Genomic DNA, 18,386 nt, shown 5'->3' on the forward strand with positions numbered 1-18,386 from the left:
CCTCTTATTACCCTGTAAATGGTTGTTTCTGTATTTTTTTGGATATTACGTCGGCGTAAAGCTCTCTATTGGGGCAAGTGACGCACCAAATTGGTGCCACCCTTTGACATTGCTGCCATTTGGTGCGGCGGATATCGCAAAAAACAAACATTTCTATTTCAATCTATTTACAATCAGCTACTTTTTAACTGTATAGACAGTAACTTCGCGCTTTAACGGTGCAGCGTTCTCACTGAGAGGTAGCAAAGCATTATGAGTGATGCAGCGATACGCTGTTTACCTTGAAGACAATGCTAACTTGAAGATAACGGGCACATTAACCATACGGTTATTAATGACAGCGCTATAACTATTGCACTGCAACGACAGCAAAGGAGTTAGAACATGCAAATGCGTAAACTGGCATTATCACTGCTTCTGCTTGGCACCGCCGCCAGCGTAGCTCAGGCTGAAGATCTGGCCGGTACATTGAAAAAGGTCAAAGATAATGGCGTGATCGTCATTGGACACCGCGAATCGTCCGTGCCTTTCTCTTACTATGACAACACGCAAAAAGTGGTCGGCTACTCTCAAGCCTACGCTGACAAAATTGTCGAAGCGGTTAAGAAAAAACTGGATGCGCCTAATCTGCAGGTCAAGCTACTCCCTATCACCTCTCAGAATCGTATCCCGCTGTTGCAGAACGGTACCTTTGATTTTGAATGTGGTTCAACGACTAACAACCTGGAACGTCAGAAACAAGCCGCGTTCTCTAACACCATTTTCGTGGTCGGTACGCGTCTGTTAACCAAAAAAGATTCCGGCATAAAAGACTTCCCGGATCTGGCGGGTAAAACTGTCGTAGTAACTTCCGGTACGACCTCTGAAGTTCTGCTGAATAAGCTGAATGAAGAAAAACAGCTGAAGATGCGCATCATCAGTGCGAAAGACCACGGCGACTCCTTCCGTACTCTGGAAAGCGGTCGTGCGGTTGCCTTTATGATGGATGATGCTCTGCTGGCGGGCGAACGTGCGAAAGCGAAAAGCGCCGATCAGTGGGATATCGTCGGCAAAGCGCAGTCTGAAGAAGCCTACGGCTGTATGCTGCGTAAAGACGATCCGCAATTCAAAAAACTGGTTGATGACACCATCGCCGAAGTTCAGACCTCAGGTGAAGCTGAAAAATGGTTCGATCGCTGGTTCAAACAGCCGATTCCACCAAAAGATCTTAACTTGAACTTTGCACTGTCAGACGAAATGAAAGCGCTGTTCAAAGCGCCAAATGACAAAGCACTAAACTAATTAATAATGAGAATAAGGGCAGAGTCATCTGCCCTCTGATTGCTGATTCGTGGCAGGACAGACAGACATGTGATGGTCGTTCCCCATCACATGTTGCCCCGAGAAATTTCGATAAACAGGAAAATAAACACCACGCCTGTAGTTTGAAACAGAACGGGAATATGGCCGCTCATCAATCTTCAGGGTAGCTTCGCTACCCTTTTTTTACCGGAGTTCGTTATGTCAATAGATTGGAACTGGGGCATATTTCTACAAGCCGCCCCCTTCGGCAACACAACCTACCTCGGGTGGATTTTGTCCGGCCTGCAAGTCACCGTCACATTATCTATCTGTGCCTGGATTATCGCTTTTCTCATTGGTTCTTTATTTGGAATTCTGCGTACCGTCCCAAATCGTTTCCTTGCGGGCATTGGCACCTGCTACGTCGAGCTATTTCGCAACGTCCCACTGATTGTCCAGTTTTTTACCTGGTATCTGGTGGTTCCTGAGTTGCTTCCCGTCAACATCGGCATGTGGTTTAAAGCCGAGTTAGACCCGAATATTCAATTCTTCCTATCATCGATGATTTGTCTGGGGCTCTTCACCGCAGCGCGCGTTTGTGAGCAGGTGCGTGCGGGGATTCAATCTTTACCACGCGGACAAAAAGCAGCAGGTCTGGCAATGGGCCTGACACTGCCGCAAACCTATCGCTATGTATTACTGCCGAATGCGTACCGCGTGATCGTTCCGCCGCTGACGTCAGAGATGCTGAATCTGGTAAAAAACTCAGCTATCGCTTCCACGATTGGTCTGGTGGATATGGCGGCACAGGCAGGGAAACTGCTGGACTACTCCGCCCACGCGTATGAATCCTTTACCGCCATCACGCTGGCGTACGTTGGCATCAACGCCATCATTATGTTGATTATGCAGGTCGTTGAGCGAAAAACCCGTTTGCCGGGCAATATGGGGAGCAAATAAATCATGCATGAATTTGACTGGAGCTCAATTGGGCCAAGCATGCCGTACCTGATTCAGGGGATGGTCGTCACACTCAAAATTACGCTGACAGCTGTGGTATTCGGGATTGTCTGGGGCACGATTCTGGCGGTGATGCGCCTTTCGCCGATAAAGGCCGTTAGTTGGTTTGCCAAACTGTATGTGAACCTGTTCCGCTCCGTTCCACTTGTCATGGTGCTGCTGTGGTTCTATCTGGTGGTTCCTAGCTTATTACAAAATGTGCTTGGGCTATCGCCTAAAACCGATATTCGACTGATTTCAGCTATGGTAGCCTTCTCGCTGTTCGAGGCAGCCTATTATTCGGAAATCATTCGTGCGGGTATTCTCAGCGTGTCACGCGGTCAATCCTCCGCAGCGCTAGCATTAGGCATGACGCACTGGCAATCCATGAGGCTGATTATTTTGCCGCAGGCATTCCGCGCCATGGTGCCATTGCTGCTGACGCAGGGGATTGTTCTGTTCCAGGATACCTCACTAGTTTACGTGCTTAGCCTCGCTGATTTCTTCCGTACCGCCTCAACCATCGGCGAGCGTGACGGAACACAAGTTGAAATGATCCTGTTTGCTGGGTTCATTTATTTTCTCTTCAGCATTACTGCCTCAATGCTGGTCAGTTACCTGAAAAAAAGGACGGTTTGATGATTTCCCTGAAAAATGTTTCTAAATGGTACGGCCAATTTCAGGTGCTAGCCGACTGCTCCACAGAAGTAAAAAAAGGTGAAGTTGTGGTCGTCTGCGGGCCTTCGGGCTCTGGCAAATCAACCCTGATCAAAACCGTAAACGGTCTGGAACCGATTCAAAAAGGTGAAATTACCGTCAATGGCACCGCCGTTAACGATAAAAAAACCAATCTGGCTCAGTTGCGTTCCAAAGTCGGGATGGTGTTCCAACACTTTGAACTGTTCCCACACCTGTCGATTATCGAGAACCTGACGCTGGCGCAGGTGAAAGTGCTGAAGCGTAAGCGTGAAGACGCCAAAGCCAAAGCACAGAAGCTTCTGGAGCGCGTTGGGCTATCAGCACACGCCAACAAATTCCCAGGGCAACTTTCCGGCGGTCAGCAACAGCGTGTCGCTATCGCCCGCGCCCTATGCATGGATCCTATCGCGATGTTATTTGACGAACCGACATCCGCGCTTGATCCAGAGATGATCAACGAAGTGTTGGACGTTATGGTTGAATTGGCGCAGGAAGGCATGACCATGATGGTCGTCACACATGAAATGGGCTTTGCCCGTAAAGTGGCGCACCGCGTGATATTTATGGATGAGGGCAAAATCGTTGAAGATACCCGCAAGGATGATTTCTTCAATAACCCACAGTCCGAACGCGCTAAAGACTTCCTGGCGAAAATCCTGCATTAATACTCAGATAAAGCGTGCCGCAAGGCACGCTTATTTACCCCCAACAGCCCTACGGCTGAAACGGCTGGCGGTGGAACAGGTCATGCGAGCATTTCGGGCAGAGTGGCAAAACCTCCGGCGTGTAGAACGCAATATAATGATGGCAGTTCTCGCATACCAGATTACCTAGCCCCACCACTTCACCGCTGTGGTACACCCCGTGATGATTCACATCTTTGAAAATCTCACGCCACTCCAACTGCGTTTTATCCGTAATATCCGCCAGCTCCTGCCACAGGCTTTCCTTGATGACTCGCACAAACACGCTGTCGGTAAACTCATCCTGACTTTCGTTATAGCTGCGGGCAAACTCTTCCAGATCGCGCTGAACGGCCTGAATCACCTGCTCTATTTCTTTTTGCGTCAGCTCCGAGCTTTCCTGCAAGGTTTTGCGGGCGCTCAGCACCAGACTGTCGAGATCGCGTTCACCATTGTTCAGCCGAGCCGTCACTGAAGCCATTAACTCGCGATAATAGCGGGCTAGTTTATTCATGCTTCCTCCTGAATTAAGCGGGTTGAAGGGTGATAAAGAACGCCTATTCGCTGTCTGGCACATCTGGCCAAAACCGATACGTTACCTATCTCTCTCTATTTTAGATTATTTTTTCGGTACGCCTGATAAATTGTCGCCAATTTGCGCAACGCTTCGCAGTCTATCGCTCACAGATCAGAAATATTCCTCAGTCGGGCGCTGGGTGTTGTTGCCCGCGCCGCTTACGGCTATGCTATGCGGATCTTTTGTTATGAATCAGAAGAGACTACTCACGTAGCAATTCTTCACTAAACAGGACCCCTGGCAGCCATGCAAGAGCAATACCGCCCAGAAGAGATAGAAGCGGACGTCCAGCTTCACTGGCAAGAGAAGCAGACCTTTAAAGTCACCGAACAGCCCGGCAAGGAAAAATACTATTGCCTTTCCATGCTGCCTTACCCTTCTGGCCGACTACATATGGGGCACGTCCGTAACTACACCATCGGCGACGTGATCTCCCGCTATCAGCGCATGCTGGGCAAAAACGTTCTGCAACCGATCGGTTGGGATGCCTTTGGTCTGCCGGCAGAAGGCGCAGCGGTTAAAAACAACACCGCGCCGGCCCCCTGGACCTACGCCAACATCGACTACATGAAAAACCAGCTCAAACTGCTGGGCTTTGGCTATGACTGGGACCGTGAAGTCGCGACCTGTAAACCAGACTACTACCGCTGGGAACAGTGGTTCTTCACCAAGCTGTACGAGAAAGGTCTGGTTTATAAAAAAACCTCCGCCGTTAACTGGTGTCCAAACGACCAGACCGTACTGGCGAACGAACAGGTTATCGATGGCTGCTGCTGGCGTTGCGATACCAAAGTCGAACGCAAAGAAATTCCACAGTGGTTTATCAAAATCACCGCTTACGCAGACCAACTGCTGAACGATCTGGATACGCTGGAAAGCTGGCCTGAGCAGGTCAAAACCATGCAACGTAACTGGATCGGTCGTTCTGAAGGTGTGGAAATCACCTTTGATGTGGCGGACAGTGAAGAGAAACTGAGCGTTTACACCACGCGCCCGGATACGTTCATGGGCGTGACCTACGTTGCTGTTGCCGCTGGTCACCCTCTTGCAGCGCAAGCTGCTGAAACCAACCCAGCGCTGGCCGATTTCATTGCAGAATGCCGTAATACCAAAGTCGCCGAAGCCGATATGGCGACGATGGAGAAAAAAGGCATGGCCACTGGCCTGTATGCGATTCACCCGCTGAACGGTGAGAAAGTCGCTATCTGGGTCGCCAACTTCGTCCTGATGGAATACGGTACAGGCGCAGTCATGGCCGTTCCGGGCCATGACCAGCGCGACTGGGAATTTGCCACTAAATACGATCTGTCCATCAAGCCGGTTATTCTGAACGCCGACGGCAGCGAGCCCGATCTGTCCGCTCAGGCGATGACGGAAAAAGGCAACCTGTTCAACTCTGGTGAGTTTGACGGCCTGGATTTCGAAGCCGGATTCAATGCAATTGCCGATAAGCTGGTAGAAAAAGGCATCGGCGAGCGTAAAGTCAACTATCGCCTGCGCGATTGGGGTGTCTCCCGTCAGCGTTACTGGGGCGCACCAATCCCAATGGTGACGCTGGAAGACGGCACCGTCGTCCCAACGCCAGAAGATCAACTGCCGGTAATCCTGCCGGAAGATGTCGTGATGGACGGCATCACCAGCCCGCTGAAATCGAACCCTGAATGGGCGAAGACGACCGTTAACGGTCAGCCAGCACTGCGTGAAACCGACACATTCGACACCTTTATGGAATCATCCTGGTACTACGCGCGCTACACCTGCCCGCAGTACGATCAGGGAATGCTGGATCCGGCTGCCGCCAACTACTGGCTGCCCGTTGACCAATACGTTGGTGGTATCGAACACGCCATCATGCACCTGATGTATTTCCGCTTCTTCCACAAACTGATGCGCGATGCTGGTCTGGTTACGTCTGATGAACCCGCCAAACGCCTGCTGTGTCAGGGCATGGTGCTGGCCGATGCCTTCTATTATCTCGGTAATAACGGCGAGCGCATCTGGGTTTCTCCGACCGACGTGACCGTTGATCGTGATGAGAAAGGACGCATCGTCAAAGCCGTAGATAACGAAGGCCGTGACGTGGTTTACGCGGGCATGAGCAAAATGTCGAAGTCTAAAAACAACGGTATCGACCCACAGGTCATGGTAGAGAAATACGGTGCAGATACCGTTCGTCTGTTCATGATGTTTGCTTCTCCGGCAGAAATGACGCTGGAATGGCAGGAATCCGGCGTAGAAGGCGCAAACCGCTTCCTGAAACGCGTCTGGAGACAAGCCTTCGAGCATACCGAGAAAGGTGCGGTAACGGCTCTGGATATCACTACACTGACTGAAGATCAGAAATCACTGCGCCGCGACCTGCACAAAACGATCGCTAAAGTGACCGATGATATCGGCCGACGCCAGACCTTCAATACCGCGATCGCCGCCATCATGGAACTGATGAACAAGCTGGCAAAAGCGCCACAGGACAGCGATCAGGATCGCGCGCTGACGCAGGAAACGCTGTTGGCCGTCGTTCGTATGCTGTATCCGTTCACGCCGCACGTCTGCTTCACGCTGTGGCAGGCACTGCAAGGTGAAGGCGACGTTGATACTGCGCCGTGGCCGGTTGCAGATGAAAACGCAATGGTTGAAGATTCTAAGCTGGTCGTTGTTCAGGTTAACGGTAAAGTACGTGGTAAAATCACCGTTGCCGCTGACGCAAGCGAAGAACAGGTTCGCGAACGCGCTGCACAGGAACCGCTGGTCGCGAAATATCTGGACGGCGTCACGGTTCGTAAAGTGATTTATGTCCCTGGCAAACTGCTTAACCTGGTTGTGGGTTAAGGCAAGGAGGAACTGTGCGACATCGTCTATTCACGTTGTTGCTGGGGCTGGCGGTGTTAATCACCGCTGGCTGCGGTTTTCATCTGCGCGGCACGACACAAGTGCCTGCGCAGTTACAAACACTGGTGCTCGACAGCAGCGATCCTTATGGTCCGCTAACGCGTGCGGTACGTGAGCAGCTCCGTCTCAGCGATGTGAAAATCGTTGATGATGCGACGCGTCAGGATATCCCGTCTCTGCGGGTACTGGGCTCAAGCGAAACGCGTGATACCGTCTCTATTTTTCAGGACGGTAAAACAGCGGAGTACCAGATGGTGCTGACGTTGCGGGCACAGGTGCTGATGCCGGGTGAAGATATTTATCCGCTCAGCGTGACGGTGTTCCGCACGTTCTTTGATAACCCGCTGGCTGCACTGGCGAAAGATGCCGAACAGGACATCGTCCGTCAGGAAATGCATGAGCAAGCTGCCCAGCAGTTGGTGCGTAAATTGCTGACCATCAATGGCAGTCAGGAAGTCAAAAATCGGCTGCAGTCCACCGATTCAACGACTGCCACCACGCGTCCATGATTCGGCTTTACCCCGAACAACTCACCGCGCAGCTCCATGAGGGGCTGCGCGGTTGTTATTTGGTCTTTGGTTCAGACCCGCTCCTGCTGCAGGAAAGTCTCGACAGCATCAAACGGGTCGCTCAACAGCACGAATTCAGCGAGCATTTCAGCTTCATCCTGGATCTTCATACCGACTGGGATGCGATTTTCAGCACCTGTCAGGCGCTCAGCCTGTTCGCCTCACGCCAATCGCTCTTACTGGTTTTGCCGGAAAACGGCCCAAATGCCGCGATGGGTGAAAATCTGGTTAAGCTCTCTGGATTATTGCACCCCGATATTTTGCTGATTCTGCGCGGTCATAAGCTGACCAAAGCGCAGGAAAATAGCGTCTGGTTCAAAGCGCTGGCGCAAGACAGCGTCTATATCAATTGTCTGACGCCAGAACAAGCACAGCTCCCTCGCTGGGTTGCTCAACGAGCTAAAGCCATGAAGTTGACGCTGGATGAACAGGCCACGCAGCTGATTTGCTATTGCTATGAAGGTAACCTTCTTGCGCTGTCTCAGGCGTTAGAGCGGTTAGCGCTGCTTTATCCCGATGGCAAGCTGACTCTGCCGCGAGTGGAAAGCGCAGTCAATGATGCCGCTCACTTCACGCCGTTCCATTGGCTGGATGCATTACTGGCAGGAAAAGGCAAACGCGCCTGGCACATTTTGCAGCAGCTAAAACAGGAAGATTGCGAACCTGTCATTTTGCTACGCACACTACAGCGTGAACTGCTACAGCTGCTAGCGCTGAAACGGCGCATGTCAGACACGCCGCTGCGTACGCTATTCGATCAGCAAAAAGTGTGGCAAAACCGGCGTGACCTGCTCACTCAGGCACTGCAGCGGCTTTCTCTTCAACAGCTACAGCAGGCCGTACGATTGCTGACGCAGGTAGAAATAACCTTAAAGCAAGACTATGGTCAGTCCGTTTGGTCTGAACTTGAATCGCTTGCCATGCTTCTATGCGGCAAAGCCTTGCCGGAGACATTCATCTGAATACGTCACCCACAGCGCCATCGCTGACCGCATTTTTTGGCGGCACGTTTGACCCGATTCATTACGGTCACCTTCAGCCAGTAACGGCACTGGCAAAGCTTGTGGGGCTGACTCAGGTCGTCCTGATGCCCAATAATGTTCCGCCACATCGGCAGCAGCCCGAAGCCAGTTCCCGGCAGCGTTTCCATATGGCTGAGCTGGCCGTCGAAGGCAACCCGCTATTTACCGTGGACGATCGTGAACTACAACGGCAAACGCCCTCCTATACCATTGATACATTGGAGGCATTTCGGGCTGAAAAAGGCGGTGATGCGCCTCTGGGCTTTATCATCGGGCAGGACTCGTTGCTAACGCTGCACCATTGGCACCGCTGGCAGGATCTACTCAACGTTTGTCATTTGCTGGTATGCGCTCGGCCCGGCTATCGCTCGACGCTGGAAACGCCCGAATTACAACAGTGGCTGGACGATCATCTGACGCACACGCCGAACGATCTTCATCAGCAACCGCATGGACGGATTTTTTTAGCAGACACGCCGCTAGTCACCATTTCCGCAACGGACATTCGCCAACGTCGACAGCAAGGTCTGGACTGTCACGATTTATTACCTCCCGCCGTACTCCGTTACATCAACGAACACGGCCTGTACCAATAGCGCAGGTTTTCCCGTCCATCAGCCACGGGCTTTGTACCACTCGACAAAAGTGCGTGATATACTCCGCGGCTGGTTTCAATCACCGGGAAAAGCGAAAATCTTCGGCAATTACTCGGTGGTTCACGTTTTTCCTAAACAATTCAGCGCCGCACGCGTTCGTCAGTTACTGACAAAACGCCATTGAGGGGGAACCTTTGCAAGGCCAAGCACTCCAAGACTTCGTTATTGATAAGGTCGATGACTTAAAAGCTCAGGATATCGTTGCACTCAACGTCCAGGGTAAGTCCAGCATCACCGATTACATGGTTATCTGTACGGGTACTTCTACACGTCATGTCGCCTCCATTGCCGATCACGTCGTACAATCCTCACGCGCCGCGGGTTTGATCCCACTCGGTGTCGAGGGTGAAAACGCCTCAGATTGGGTTGTTGTCGATTTGGGTGACGTGATGGTTCATGTCATGCAAGAAGAAAGTCGCCAGTTGTACGAACTGGAAAAACTGTGGGGCTAGCATGAAACTGCAACTGGTCGCCGTTGGCACCAAAATGCCTGACTGGGTGCAGACTGGTTTCACCGATTATTTGCGCCGTTTCCCAAAGGACATGCCTTTCGAATTACTCGAAATTCCGGCGGGGAAACGGGGTAAAAATGCGGACATCAAACGCATTCTGGAGCGCGAAGGCGAACAGATGCTAGCGGCGGTGGGCAAAGGCAACCGCATTGTTACGCTGGATATTCCAGGGACTCGCTGGGAGACGCCGCAGTTGGCGCAACAGCTGGAGCGCTGGAAACAGGACGGGCGCGACGTCAGCCTGCTGATTGGTGGGCCTGAAGGGCTTTCGCCAGAATGCAAAGCCGCAGCGGAACAAAGCTGGTCACTCTCGCCATTAACGCTGCCGCACCCGCTCGTTCGTGTACTGGTGGCAGAGAGCCTGTACCGTGCATGGAGCATTACGACTAATCACCCTTACCATCGGGAGTAAGGCGATACGATGAAACCTGTGAAATAACGCTGGATGAAAGTAGAACGTAAACCCTTTCGTGATTATACGGCTGAGTCCGCCCTGTTTGTGCGCCGTGCTTTGGTAGCATTTCTGGGCATTTTGCTGCTTTCTGGTGTATTAGTCGCTAATCTTTACCATCTGCAAATTGTACGTGTTGATGACTATCGCACGCGCTCTAATGAAAACCGCATTAAGCTGGTTCCTATCGCGCCGAGTCGCGGCATCATCTATGACCGTAATGGCACTCCGCTGGCGTTGAATCGCACTATCTATCAGTTAGAACTCGTACCCGACAAAGTCGACAACCTTAAAGATACGCTCGAAGCCCTGCGCCCCGTCGTCGATCTGACCGATAGCGATCTGGAAAACTTTGAAAAAGAGCGTAAGCGTTCACGCCGTTTTACTTCCATCCCCGTAAAAAGCGGGCTGGATGAGATTCAGGTTGCCCGTTTTGCCGTCAACCAATATCGCTTCCCAGGCGTTGAAGTTAAAGGCTACCAGCGCCGCTATTATCCTTACGGCTCTGCCCTGACGCACGTCACGGGTTATGTTTCCAAAATCACCGATAAAGAAGTGGAACGGCTGACCAAAGAAGAAAAGATTGCCGATTACGCCGCCACACGTGACATCGGTAAGCTAGGTATTGAACGTCATTACGAAGATCTGCTACACGGCAAGCCCGGTTATGAAGAAGTTGAAGTTAACAACCGTGGCCGCGTGATCCGCCAGCTCCACGAACAGCCACCGCAGGCGGGGCGTGATATTTATCTGACGCTGGATCTGAGCCTGCAAATCTACATCGAGAAACTGCTGGAAGGCAGCCGTGCCGCCGTGATTGTCACCGATCCACGCGACGGCGGTATTCTGGCGATGGTTTCCACCCCCAGTTACGATCCCAACCTCTTTGTTGACGGGATTTCCACCAAAAATTACGCAAAACTACAAAGCGATCCCGACCGTCCGTTGATCAATCGTGCAACACAGGGGATTTATCCCCCCGCCTCCACCGTTAAACCTTATATCGCGGTTTCCGCCCTGACGGCGGGCGTGATCACCACTAATACCAGCCTGTTCGATCCCGGCTGGTGGCAATTACCCGGTTCTGAAAAGCGCTTCCGCGACTGGAAAAAATGGGGTCATGGTCGCCTTAACCTTACCAAGTCGCTGGAAGAGTCCGCAGATACGTTCTTCTATCAGGTCGCTTATGACATGGGCATCGATCGCCTGTCCGAATGGATGACCAAATTTGGTTACGGCGAGAGAACTGGTATCGATATTTCGGAAGAAAGCAAAGGCAATATGCCAACGCGTGAGTGGAAATTAGGCCGGTTCAAAAAACCCTGGTATCAAGGGGATACGATTCCGGTCGGGATTGGTCAAGGTTATTGGACCGCAACGCCTATCCAAATGAATAAGGCGCTGGTGACACTGATCAACGACGGTCAGGTCAAAACGCCGCACCTGCTTTATAGCTCGCGGGAAAATGGCAAGATTATACCTTTCCTACAGACTGAGAATCAACAAATTGGCAACATCCACTCTGGCTATTGGGAAGTGGCGAAGGACGGTATGTATGGCGTGGCTAACCGGCCTAACGGTACCGCCCACAAAAGCTTTGAGGATGCGCCTTATAAAATTGCGGCAAAATCCGGTACGGCACAGGTTTTCGGCCTGAAAGAAAACGAAACCTATAATGCGCACAAGATCGCAGAACATCTGCGTGACCATAAATTAATGGTTGCGTTTGCCCCGTATAAAGACCCTAAAGTAGCGATGTCGATTATTCTGGAAAACGGTGGAGCAGGCCCGACCGTTGGCACCATCACCCGCCAGATCCTTGACCATATTCTGCTGGGTGATAACAATACCGATTTACCTAGTGCGCCTCCTGCGCCGCCGGGTAGCGAGAGTGAGTAACAGACAGTCATGACCGATAGCCAACAAAAGGGATCGTTCTGGGCGAAAATCCATATCGACCTCCCGTTTCTTCTCTGCATCCTGGCTCTGCTGGGCTATAGCCTATTTGTCTTATGGAGCGCCAGCGGGCAGGACATCGGCATGATGGAACGAAAAGTCGTTCAAATCGTGTTGGGGTTTACGGTGATGATCGTGATGGCGCAAATTCCCCCGCGCGTATACGAAGGCTGGGCCCCCTACCTCTACATCGTCTGCGTGATTTTGCTACTCATCGTGGATATTTTTGGGCAGATCAGTAAAGGCGCACAGCGCTGGCTGGATCTGGGCTTTATTCGCTTTCAGCCGTCAGAAATTGCCAAAATCGCCGTACCGCTGATGGTCGCGCGTTTTATCAACCGTGATATGTGCCCGCCGTCGTTAAAAAATACGGCAATCGCGCTGGTGCTGATTTTTGTCCCTACGCTGCTGGTTGCTGCACAGCCCGACTTAGGTACCTCGATTCTGGTCGCGCTATCAGGGTTATTTGTGCTTTTCCTCGCAGGCATGAGCTGGCGGTTAATTGGCATCGCCGTCCTGCTACTCGCCGCTTTTATTCCTATACTCTGGTTTTTCCTGATGCATGACTATCAGCGCGCCAGGGTCATGATGCTGCTCGATCCAGAAAGCGACCCGCTCGGGGCCGGGTACCATATTATTCAGTCGAAAATTGCGATAGGCTCAGGTGGCCTGTCTGGGAAAGGCTGGCTGCATGGCACACAGTCTCAGTTAGAGTTTCTGCCAGAGCGCCACACCGACTTTATCTTTGCCGTACTGTCGGAAGAGCTTGGGTTAATCGGCGTGTTGATTCTGCTCGCCATGTATCTGTTCATGATCATGCGCGGTCTGGTCATTGCCGCGAATGCGCAAACCTCGTTCGGCCGGGTCATGGTCGGCGGACTGATGTTGATTCTGTTTTTCTATGTGTTCGTCAATATCGGGATGGTCAGCGGTATACTTCCCGTCGTTGGCGTGCCGCTGCCGCTAGTCAGCTACGGTGGGTCGGCGCTGGTCGTCTTAATGGCGGGGTTCGGTATCGTCATGTCGATACATACTCACCGCAAACTGCTATCTAAGAATTTATAACACGAGGTGAGCAATGCGTAAGGATTGGCTTTGGGTCGGCGTAGCAACTCTGGCGCTTGCGGCCTGTACCACAACGGAACAGCGGCAGCCTACGCCGCCTGTGACTCAGGTTTACAGCGGACCGACGGAAGAAATCGGTGGCGCAGAACCGCGTTATGAACCCTACAACCAGGGCACGCTGCAAGACTACAGCATCAAAGGCAAGAGCTATAAGGTTGTCAAAAATCCGCAAAATTTTAGCGAGACAGGCTTAGCGGCATGGTATGGCGAAGAAGCCAGCGGCAACCGCACGTCAATCGGCGAAACGTTTGACCCTAATGCAATAACCGCTGCCCACCCGACACTGCCTCTGCCAAGCTATGTCCGCGTGACCAACCTGAGTAACGGTCGCCGTCTGGTGGTACGTGTGAACGATCGCGGGCCGTATACGCCGGGCAGAATTATCGATCTGTCGAAGGCCGCAGGCGATCGGCTGAACATCTCGAACAATACCAAAGTAAAAGTGGACTTCATCAACGTCGCGCCAGACGGCACGCTCTCCGGTCCCGGAACCGTGGGCACCACCGTCGCCAAGCAAAGCTTCGCCCTGCCGGAACGCCCGAGCTTCGGCGCCAGCGGGCTGGGTACACCGATGATGGAAACGACGTCACCCACGCCCAACAGCGCCGTACGCCCGATCAGTAATAGCAGCCTGAGCACACCAACAGAAGATGCTCAGCCGCAGAGCAGCACACCATCACACAGCGGCGGTTTTTTGGGTGCGCCTTCCGCTCTGCGTGCTGGCGTGGTTGAATCCAGCGTGACGCCAGCGGTAGCGCCATCATCATCCGCTGCGCCAATGAATGTCGCGCCAGCAGCGGCTGCGGTTACTGCTCCTGTGGCTGCAACGCCTTCCGCCACGGGTCGCTATGTGGTTCAGGTCGGTGCACTGAGCGATCAGCAGCGCGCGCAAACCTGGCAGCGCAGCCTGAGCGAACGCTTCCGCGTGGCCGGGAAAGTCACGGCGAGCGGCGGCCTGTATCGTATTCAACTGGGGCCATTCCAGAATCGTCAGCAAGCCGCTGAACTTCAACAACGTTTGTCAGTCGAAGCTCAGCAGCAGTCGTTTATTACCGCCGCACCCAGCACCCTCTAGTAACGGATAATCGGCAGACTCACGCAGCGAAAAAGGCGGCTATGGCATTGAACATACCGCCCTTTTGCAAAATCACGTAACGTAATGTCTGATGCCTGCCTATTTCCCATCTGCTATAGTGTGGCTCGTTTTTTAACTCATACCCACGGATGTTGTTGTTCCAATCATGAATACTGTAAACACGTCTCGTTTTACTAAACGTACTGCGCTTGGCGCACTGCTCGCCATTAGCGCCTCTTCCTTTGCCTATGCCGAAGATATCAATCTTAAAACGATGATCCCCGGCGTCCCGCAAATCGATGCTGAATCCTACATCCTGATTGATTACAACTCTGGGAAAGTGTTGGCGGAAATGAATGCCGACACGCGCCGCGATCCGGCCAGCTTAACGAAAATGATGACCAGCTACGTGATTGGTCAGGCCATTAAATCAGGAAAAATCAGCCCGAATGACATCGTTACCGTCGGTAAAGATGCCTGGGCAACCGGCAACCCGACTTTCCAGGGTTCTTCCCTGATGTTCCTGAAGCCGGGCGACCGCGTTCCTGTCTCCCAGTTAAACCGCGGCATTATCCTGCAATCCGGTAACGATGCCTGCGTCGCCATGGCCGACTACGTTGCTGGCAGTCAGGATGCCTTTGTTAACCTGATGAACGGTTACGTGAAAGCGCTGGGACTGAAAAATACCAATTTTGAAACCGTGCACGGTCTTGATGCACCGGGCCAGTTCAGTTCGGCACGCGATATGGCCCTGATCGGTCAAGCGCTAATCCGTGATGTGCCAGAAGAGTACGCGACCTACAAAGAGAAAGAGTTCACGTTCAACAATATTCGCCAGCCTAACCGTAACGGTTTGCTGTGGGATTCCAGCCTGAATGTTGACGGCATCAAAACGGGCCATACGTCATCAGCTGGCTTTAATCTGGTCGCCTCGGCAACAGAAGGCCAGATGCGCCTGATTTCTGCGGTACTAGGTGGACGTAATGCCAAAGGTCGCGAATCAGAAAGTAAGAAACTGCTGACCTGGGGCTTCCGCTTCTTTGAAACCGTCGCGCCATTGAAAGCAGGCAAAGAATTCGCTTCTGAGCCCGTCTGGTTTGGCGACAGCGACCGCGTTGCGCTGGGCGTTGAGAAAGATGCCTACCTGACCATTCCGCGCGGCCGTATGAAAGATCTGAAAGCCAGCTATGTTCTGGACAACACGGAACTGCATGCGCCGTTAGCCAAAAATCAGGTTGTGGGTTCCATCAACTTCCAACTGGATGGCAAAACCATCGATCAGCGCCCGCTGGTCGTCATGAACGAAGTGAAAGAAGGCGGAATCTTTGGCCGCATGATCGATTACATCAAACTGATGTTCCATCACTGGTTCGGCTAAGTCCCCTTGTATGGGGCCAAAATGCCCCCATATAGATACCATCCATAACTCCCGCACAACGCGGGAGTTATATTTTTTAGTATACTGTACTGATGTCAGTGCTAATGCAGATGTATTACCCTCTCTGGAGCGCAAATGAAAACCAAATTAAACGAACTGCTTGAATTCCCCTGTGTTTTTACCTACAAAGTCATGGGCGAGGCAAAACCAGAGTTAGTCGATCTGGTCGTTGAAGTGGTACAGCGTCATGCGCCAGGCGACTACACGCCGCAGATCAAACCCAGCAGCAAAGGGAATTATCACTCGGTTTCCATCACCATCACGGCGACTCACATTGAGCAGGTGGAAACGCTGTACGAAGAACTGGGCAACATAGACATCGTGCGCATGGTTCTGTAAGGCATATAGTTCTGTAAGCATCGAGCTGTAAGAAGAACGGGCGGGAAAATTGGCAAGTGCGGCATGGTTTTATACTACATAATTTTATGCTGCATAGTTTTGCACAGCATACTTGTGCATAGGACTGTTCGCTGACGCTTCCCGCCGTTATAATCTCCCCCACCTTTCCTTAACCTGAAGATGACACACTTGCTACAGGATAAGATCATCGTACGCCAATTTGACGTACAGCCGTATGAACCCGTCTCTCTGGCGATGCATAATTTCACCGACCGACGTGATGATAAAACCCCCGATGAAATCTGGCTGGTTCAGCATCCTCGCGTATTCACACAAGGTCAGGCGGGCAAAGCCGAACATGTCCTCATGCCAGGCGACATTCCCGTGATTCAGAGCGACAGAGGCGGCCAGGTGACCTACCACGGCCCCGGTCAGCAGGTTATGTACGTATTGATTGATCTGAAGCGTCGCAAGCTCGGCGTTCGTCAGCTCGTCACCGCAATTGAAAATACCGTGATTGGCACGCTGGCACACTTCGAAATCGAAGCCCATGCCCGTCCTGATGCACCCGGCGTCTATGTGGGCGCGCGTAAAATCTGCTCGTTAGGGCTGCGTATTCGTAAAGGCTGCTCTTTCCACGGGCTGGCGCTCAATATTGCCATGGATCTCTCCCCTTTCCTGCGTATCAACCCGTGTGGTTACGCCGGTATGGAGATGACGCAACTCAGCGATCTGGTGCCGGGCGTCACGCTGGATGACACCGCCCCCGTGCTGGTGAATACCTTTTTGCAGTTAGTCGGCTATTCCGCACCCGAATTTGTCCCGTGGAATCTGGACGTTCAGGGTGAGCCGCTTCATAGCTAATGCATTTCATCCTGTTAATGAAAATCAGTCAGTTAGACGATCGTTTTTTGATAAATTACATTTTATTCACATAATTTCTTCATTTTGATCGCGCAAGGGCTGATTGTGGTTAGGCAAGATGATATAATTTTTGTAGTTTTTTAAAAAAAAGTTTAACTAAAAACATAATCCTTTGAATTTGAATTACAAATTTAAAGAAACGATTCAGAACTGGAACTTACGCAAACATGAGTAAACCGATTCAGATCGAACGCGGCGTCAAATACCGCGATGCCGATAAGATGGCGCTAATCCCGGTACGTACTGTCGTCACCGAACGCCAAGAGCTTCTGCGCAAACCTGAATGGATGAAGATTAAACTTCCGGCGGATTCAAGCCGTATTCAGGGAATCAAAGCAGCCATGCGCAAAAACGGGCTGCACTCAGTTTGCGAAGAAGCGTCCTGTCCGAATCTGGCGGAGTGTTTCAACCACGGTACCGCCACCTTCATGATTTTGGGTGCCATTTGTACCCGTCGCTGCCCGTTCTGTGACGTTGCCCACGGCCGACCGCTTACGCCGGATGCCAATGAGCCTGAGAAACTGGCACAGACCATCCATGACATGGGCTTACGCTATGTCGTGATCACCTCCGTTGACCGTGATGATCTGCGCGACGGCGGTGCCCAGCACTTTGCAGACTGCATTAGCGCTATTCGCCGCAAAAACCCGACTATCCGCATCGAAACGCTGGTGCCAGACTTCCGTGGCCGTATGGATCGCGCGTTAGAGATCTTGACCGCCACGCCGCCAGATGTGTTCAACCACAATCTGGAAAACGTACCGCGTGTTTACCGTCAGGTCCGTCCTGGTGCGAACTATGAGTGGTCACTGAAGCTGCTGGAAAACTTCAAGAGCGCACATCCAGATATCCCAACCAAATCTGGCCTGATGGTTGGATTGGGGGAAACTAATGCTGAAATCGTGGAAGTGATGCGTGACCTGCGTCGCCACGGTGTGACGATGCTGACGCTGGGACAATATTTACAGCCGAGCCGTCATCACCTACCGGTGCAGCGCTACGTCAGCCCGGATGAGTTCGATGAGATGAAGGCTGAAGCGATGGCGATGGGCTTTACCCACGCTGCCTGCGGTCCATTTGTTCGCTCGTCCTACCATGCCGACCTACAGGCAAAGGGCATCGAAGTAAAATAAGCGCTCATACATATTTACACATTTTCTGTGTGGAATAAAAAACGGACGGCTATTGCCG

General features: G+C 52.1%; 18 protein-coding genes. 17 read left to right on the top strand and 1 reads right to left on the bottom strand.

Features of this window, described 5'->3' with window-relative positions:
* Positions 1-384: 384 nt before the first annotated feature.
* The 4 genes from K7X24_RS12100 to K7X24_RS12115 all read left to right on the top strand — a co-directional run bounded on the left by K7X24_RS12100 (position 385) and on the right by K7X24_RS12115 (position 3,644).
* Positions 385-1,281, top strand: coding sequence for an amino acid ABC transporter substrate-binding protein (locus K7X24_RS12100; RefSeq protein ID WP_224555110.1), 897 nt, complete (start codon positions 385-387; stop codon positions 1,279-1,281).
* A gap of 219 nt (positions 1,282-1,500) precedes the next feature.
* Positions 1,501-2,241, top strand: coding sequence for an amino acid ABC transporter permease (locus K7X24_RS12105; RefSeq protein WP_010285409.1), 741 nt, complete (start codon positions 1,501-1,503; stop codon positions 2,239-2,241).
* 3 nt (positions 2,242-2,244) lie between these two features.
* Entirely contained in the window at positions 2,245-2,919 is a 675-nt protein-coding gene (gene gltK, locus K7X24_RS12110; protein ID WP_224555111.1) for a glutamate/aspartate ABC transporter permease GltK, read from the top strand.
* Complete coding sequence (locus K7X24_RS12115; RefSeq protein WP_039482825.1) at positions 2,919-3,644, top strand: amino acid ABC transporter ATP-binding protein; 726 nt, start codon at positions 2,919-2,921, stop codon at positions 3,642-3,644. Before gltK ends, K7X24_RS12115 begins: the two co-directional genes overlap by 1 nt.
* Positions 3,645-3,693: 49 nt before the next feature.
* Here K7X24_RS12115 and K7X24_RS12120 read toward each other — a convergent pair whose 3' ends face one another.
* Positions 3,694-4,176, bottom strand: a complete 483-nt coding sequence (locus K7X24_RS12120) for a zinc ribbon-containing protein (RefSeq protein ID WP_224555112.1) — start codon at positions 4,174-4,176, stop codon at positions 3,694-3,696.
* A 309-nt stretch (positions 4,177-4,485) separates the two neighbouring features.
* Between K7X24_RS12120 and leuS the strand changes: the two genes are divergently transcribed.
* The 13 genes from leuS (at position 4,486) to lipA (ending at position 18,328) form a co-directional block, all read left to right on the top strand.
* Positions 4,486-7,068: a leucine--tRNA ligase gene (gene leuS / locus K7X24_RS12125; protein ID WP_224555113.1), complete on the top strand. Its 2,583-nt coding sequence runs from the start codon at positions 4,486-4,488 to the stop codon at positions 7,066-7,068.
* A 14-nt stretch (positions 7,069-7,082) separates the two neighbouring features.
* On the top strand, positions 7,083-7,637 hold the full coding sequence (lptE, locus tag K7X24_RS12130; RefSeq protein WP_224555114.1) for an LPS assembly lipoprotein LptE: 555 nt from the start codon (positions 7,083-7,085) through the stop codon (positions 7,635-7,637).
* A complete protein-coding gene (gene holA, locus K7X24_RS12135) occupies positions 7,634-8,659 on the top strand; it encodes a DNA polymerase III subunit delta (protein WP_224555115.1) in 1,026 nt (341 codons plus the stop codon). The genes lptE and holA overlap by 4 nt, the downstream gene beginning before the upstream one ends.
* A complete protein-coding gene (nadD, locus tag K7X24_RS12140; protein ID WP_224555116.1) occupies positions 8,626-9,315 on the top strand; it encodes a nicotinate-nucleotide adenylyltransferase in 690 nt (229 codons plus the stop codon). Before holA ends, nadD begins: the two co-directional genes overlap by 34 nt.
* A gap of 194 nt (positions 9,316-9,509) precedes the next feature.
* The gene (gene rsfS, locus K7X24_RS12145) at positions 9,510-9,827 is read left to right on the top strand and encodes a ribosome silencing factor (protein WP_039482837.1); all 318 of its coding nucleotides are present in this window, start codon (positions 9,510-9,512) and stop codon (positions 9,825-9,827) included.
* Position 9,828: 1 nt separating this feature from the next.
* On the top strand, positions 9,829-10,299 hold the full coding sequence (rlmH, locus tag K7X24_RS12150) for a 23S rRNA (pseudouridine(1915)-N(3))-methyltransferase RlmH (RefSeq protein ID WP_005976291.1): 471 nt from the start codon (positions 9,829-9,831) through the stop codon (positions 10,297-10,299).
* A 33-nt stretch (positions 10,300-10,332) separates the two neighbouring features.
* Positions 10,333-12,237: a peptidoglycan DD-transpeptidase MrdA gene (mrdA, locus tag K7X24_RS12155; RefSeq protein WP_224555117.1), complete on the top strand. Its 1,905-nt coding sequence runs from the start codon at positions 10,333-10,335 to the stop codon at positions 12,235-12,237.
* Positions 12,238-12,246: 9 nt separating this feature from the next.
* On the top strand, positions 12,247-13,359 hold the full coding sequence (mrdB, locus tag K7X24_RS12160) for a peptidoglycan glycosyltransferase MrdB (protein WP_010298765.1): 1,113 nt from the start codon (positions 12,247-12,249) through the stop codon (positions 13,357-13,359).
* 13 nt (positions 13,360-13,372) lie between these two features.
* Positions 13,373-14,494, top strand: coding sequence for an endolytic peptidoglycan transglycosylase RlpA (rlpA, locus tag K7X24_RS12165; protein WP_224555118.1), 1,122 nt, complete (start codon positions 13,373-13,375; stop codon positions 14,492-14,494).
* A 166-nt stretch (positions 14,495-14,660) separates the two neighbouring features.
* Entirely contained in the window at positions 14,661-15,872 is a 1,212-nt protein-coding gene (gene dacA, locus K7X24_RS12170; RefSeq protein ID WP_010284040.1) for a D-alanyl-D-alanine carboxypeptidase DacA, read from the top strand.
* Positions 15,873-16,007: 135 nt separating this feature from the next.
* Entirely contained in the window at positions 16,008-16,271 is a 264-nt protein-coding gene (gene ybeD, locus K7X24_RS12175; RefSeq protein WP_005976281.1) for a DUF493 family protein YbeD, read from the top strand.
* Positions 16,272-16,451: 180 nt separating this feature from the next.
* On the top strand, positions 16,452-17,135 hold the full coding sequence (lipB, locus tag K7X24_RS12180; RefSeq protein WP_224555119.1) for a lipoyl(octanoyl) transferase LipB: 684 nt from the start codon (positions 16,452-16,454) through the stop codon (positions 17,133-17,135).
* 227 nt (positions 17,136-17,362) lie between these two features.
* Entirely contained in the window at positions 17,363-18,328 is a 966-nt protein-coding gene (gene lipA, locus K7X24_RS12185) for a lipoyl synthase (RefSeq protein ID WP_095698844.1), read from the top strand.
* Positions 18,329-18,386: the final 58 nt, after the last annotated feature.

It is taken from the genome of Pectobacterium versatile (genome assembly GCF_020166435.1).
Classification (GTDB): Bacteria; Pseudomonadota; Gammaproteobacteria; order Enterobacterales; family Enterobacteriaceae; genus Pectobacterium; species Pectobacterium versatile.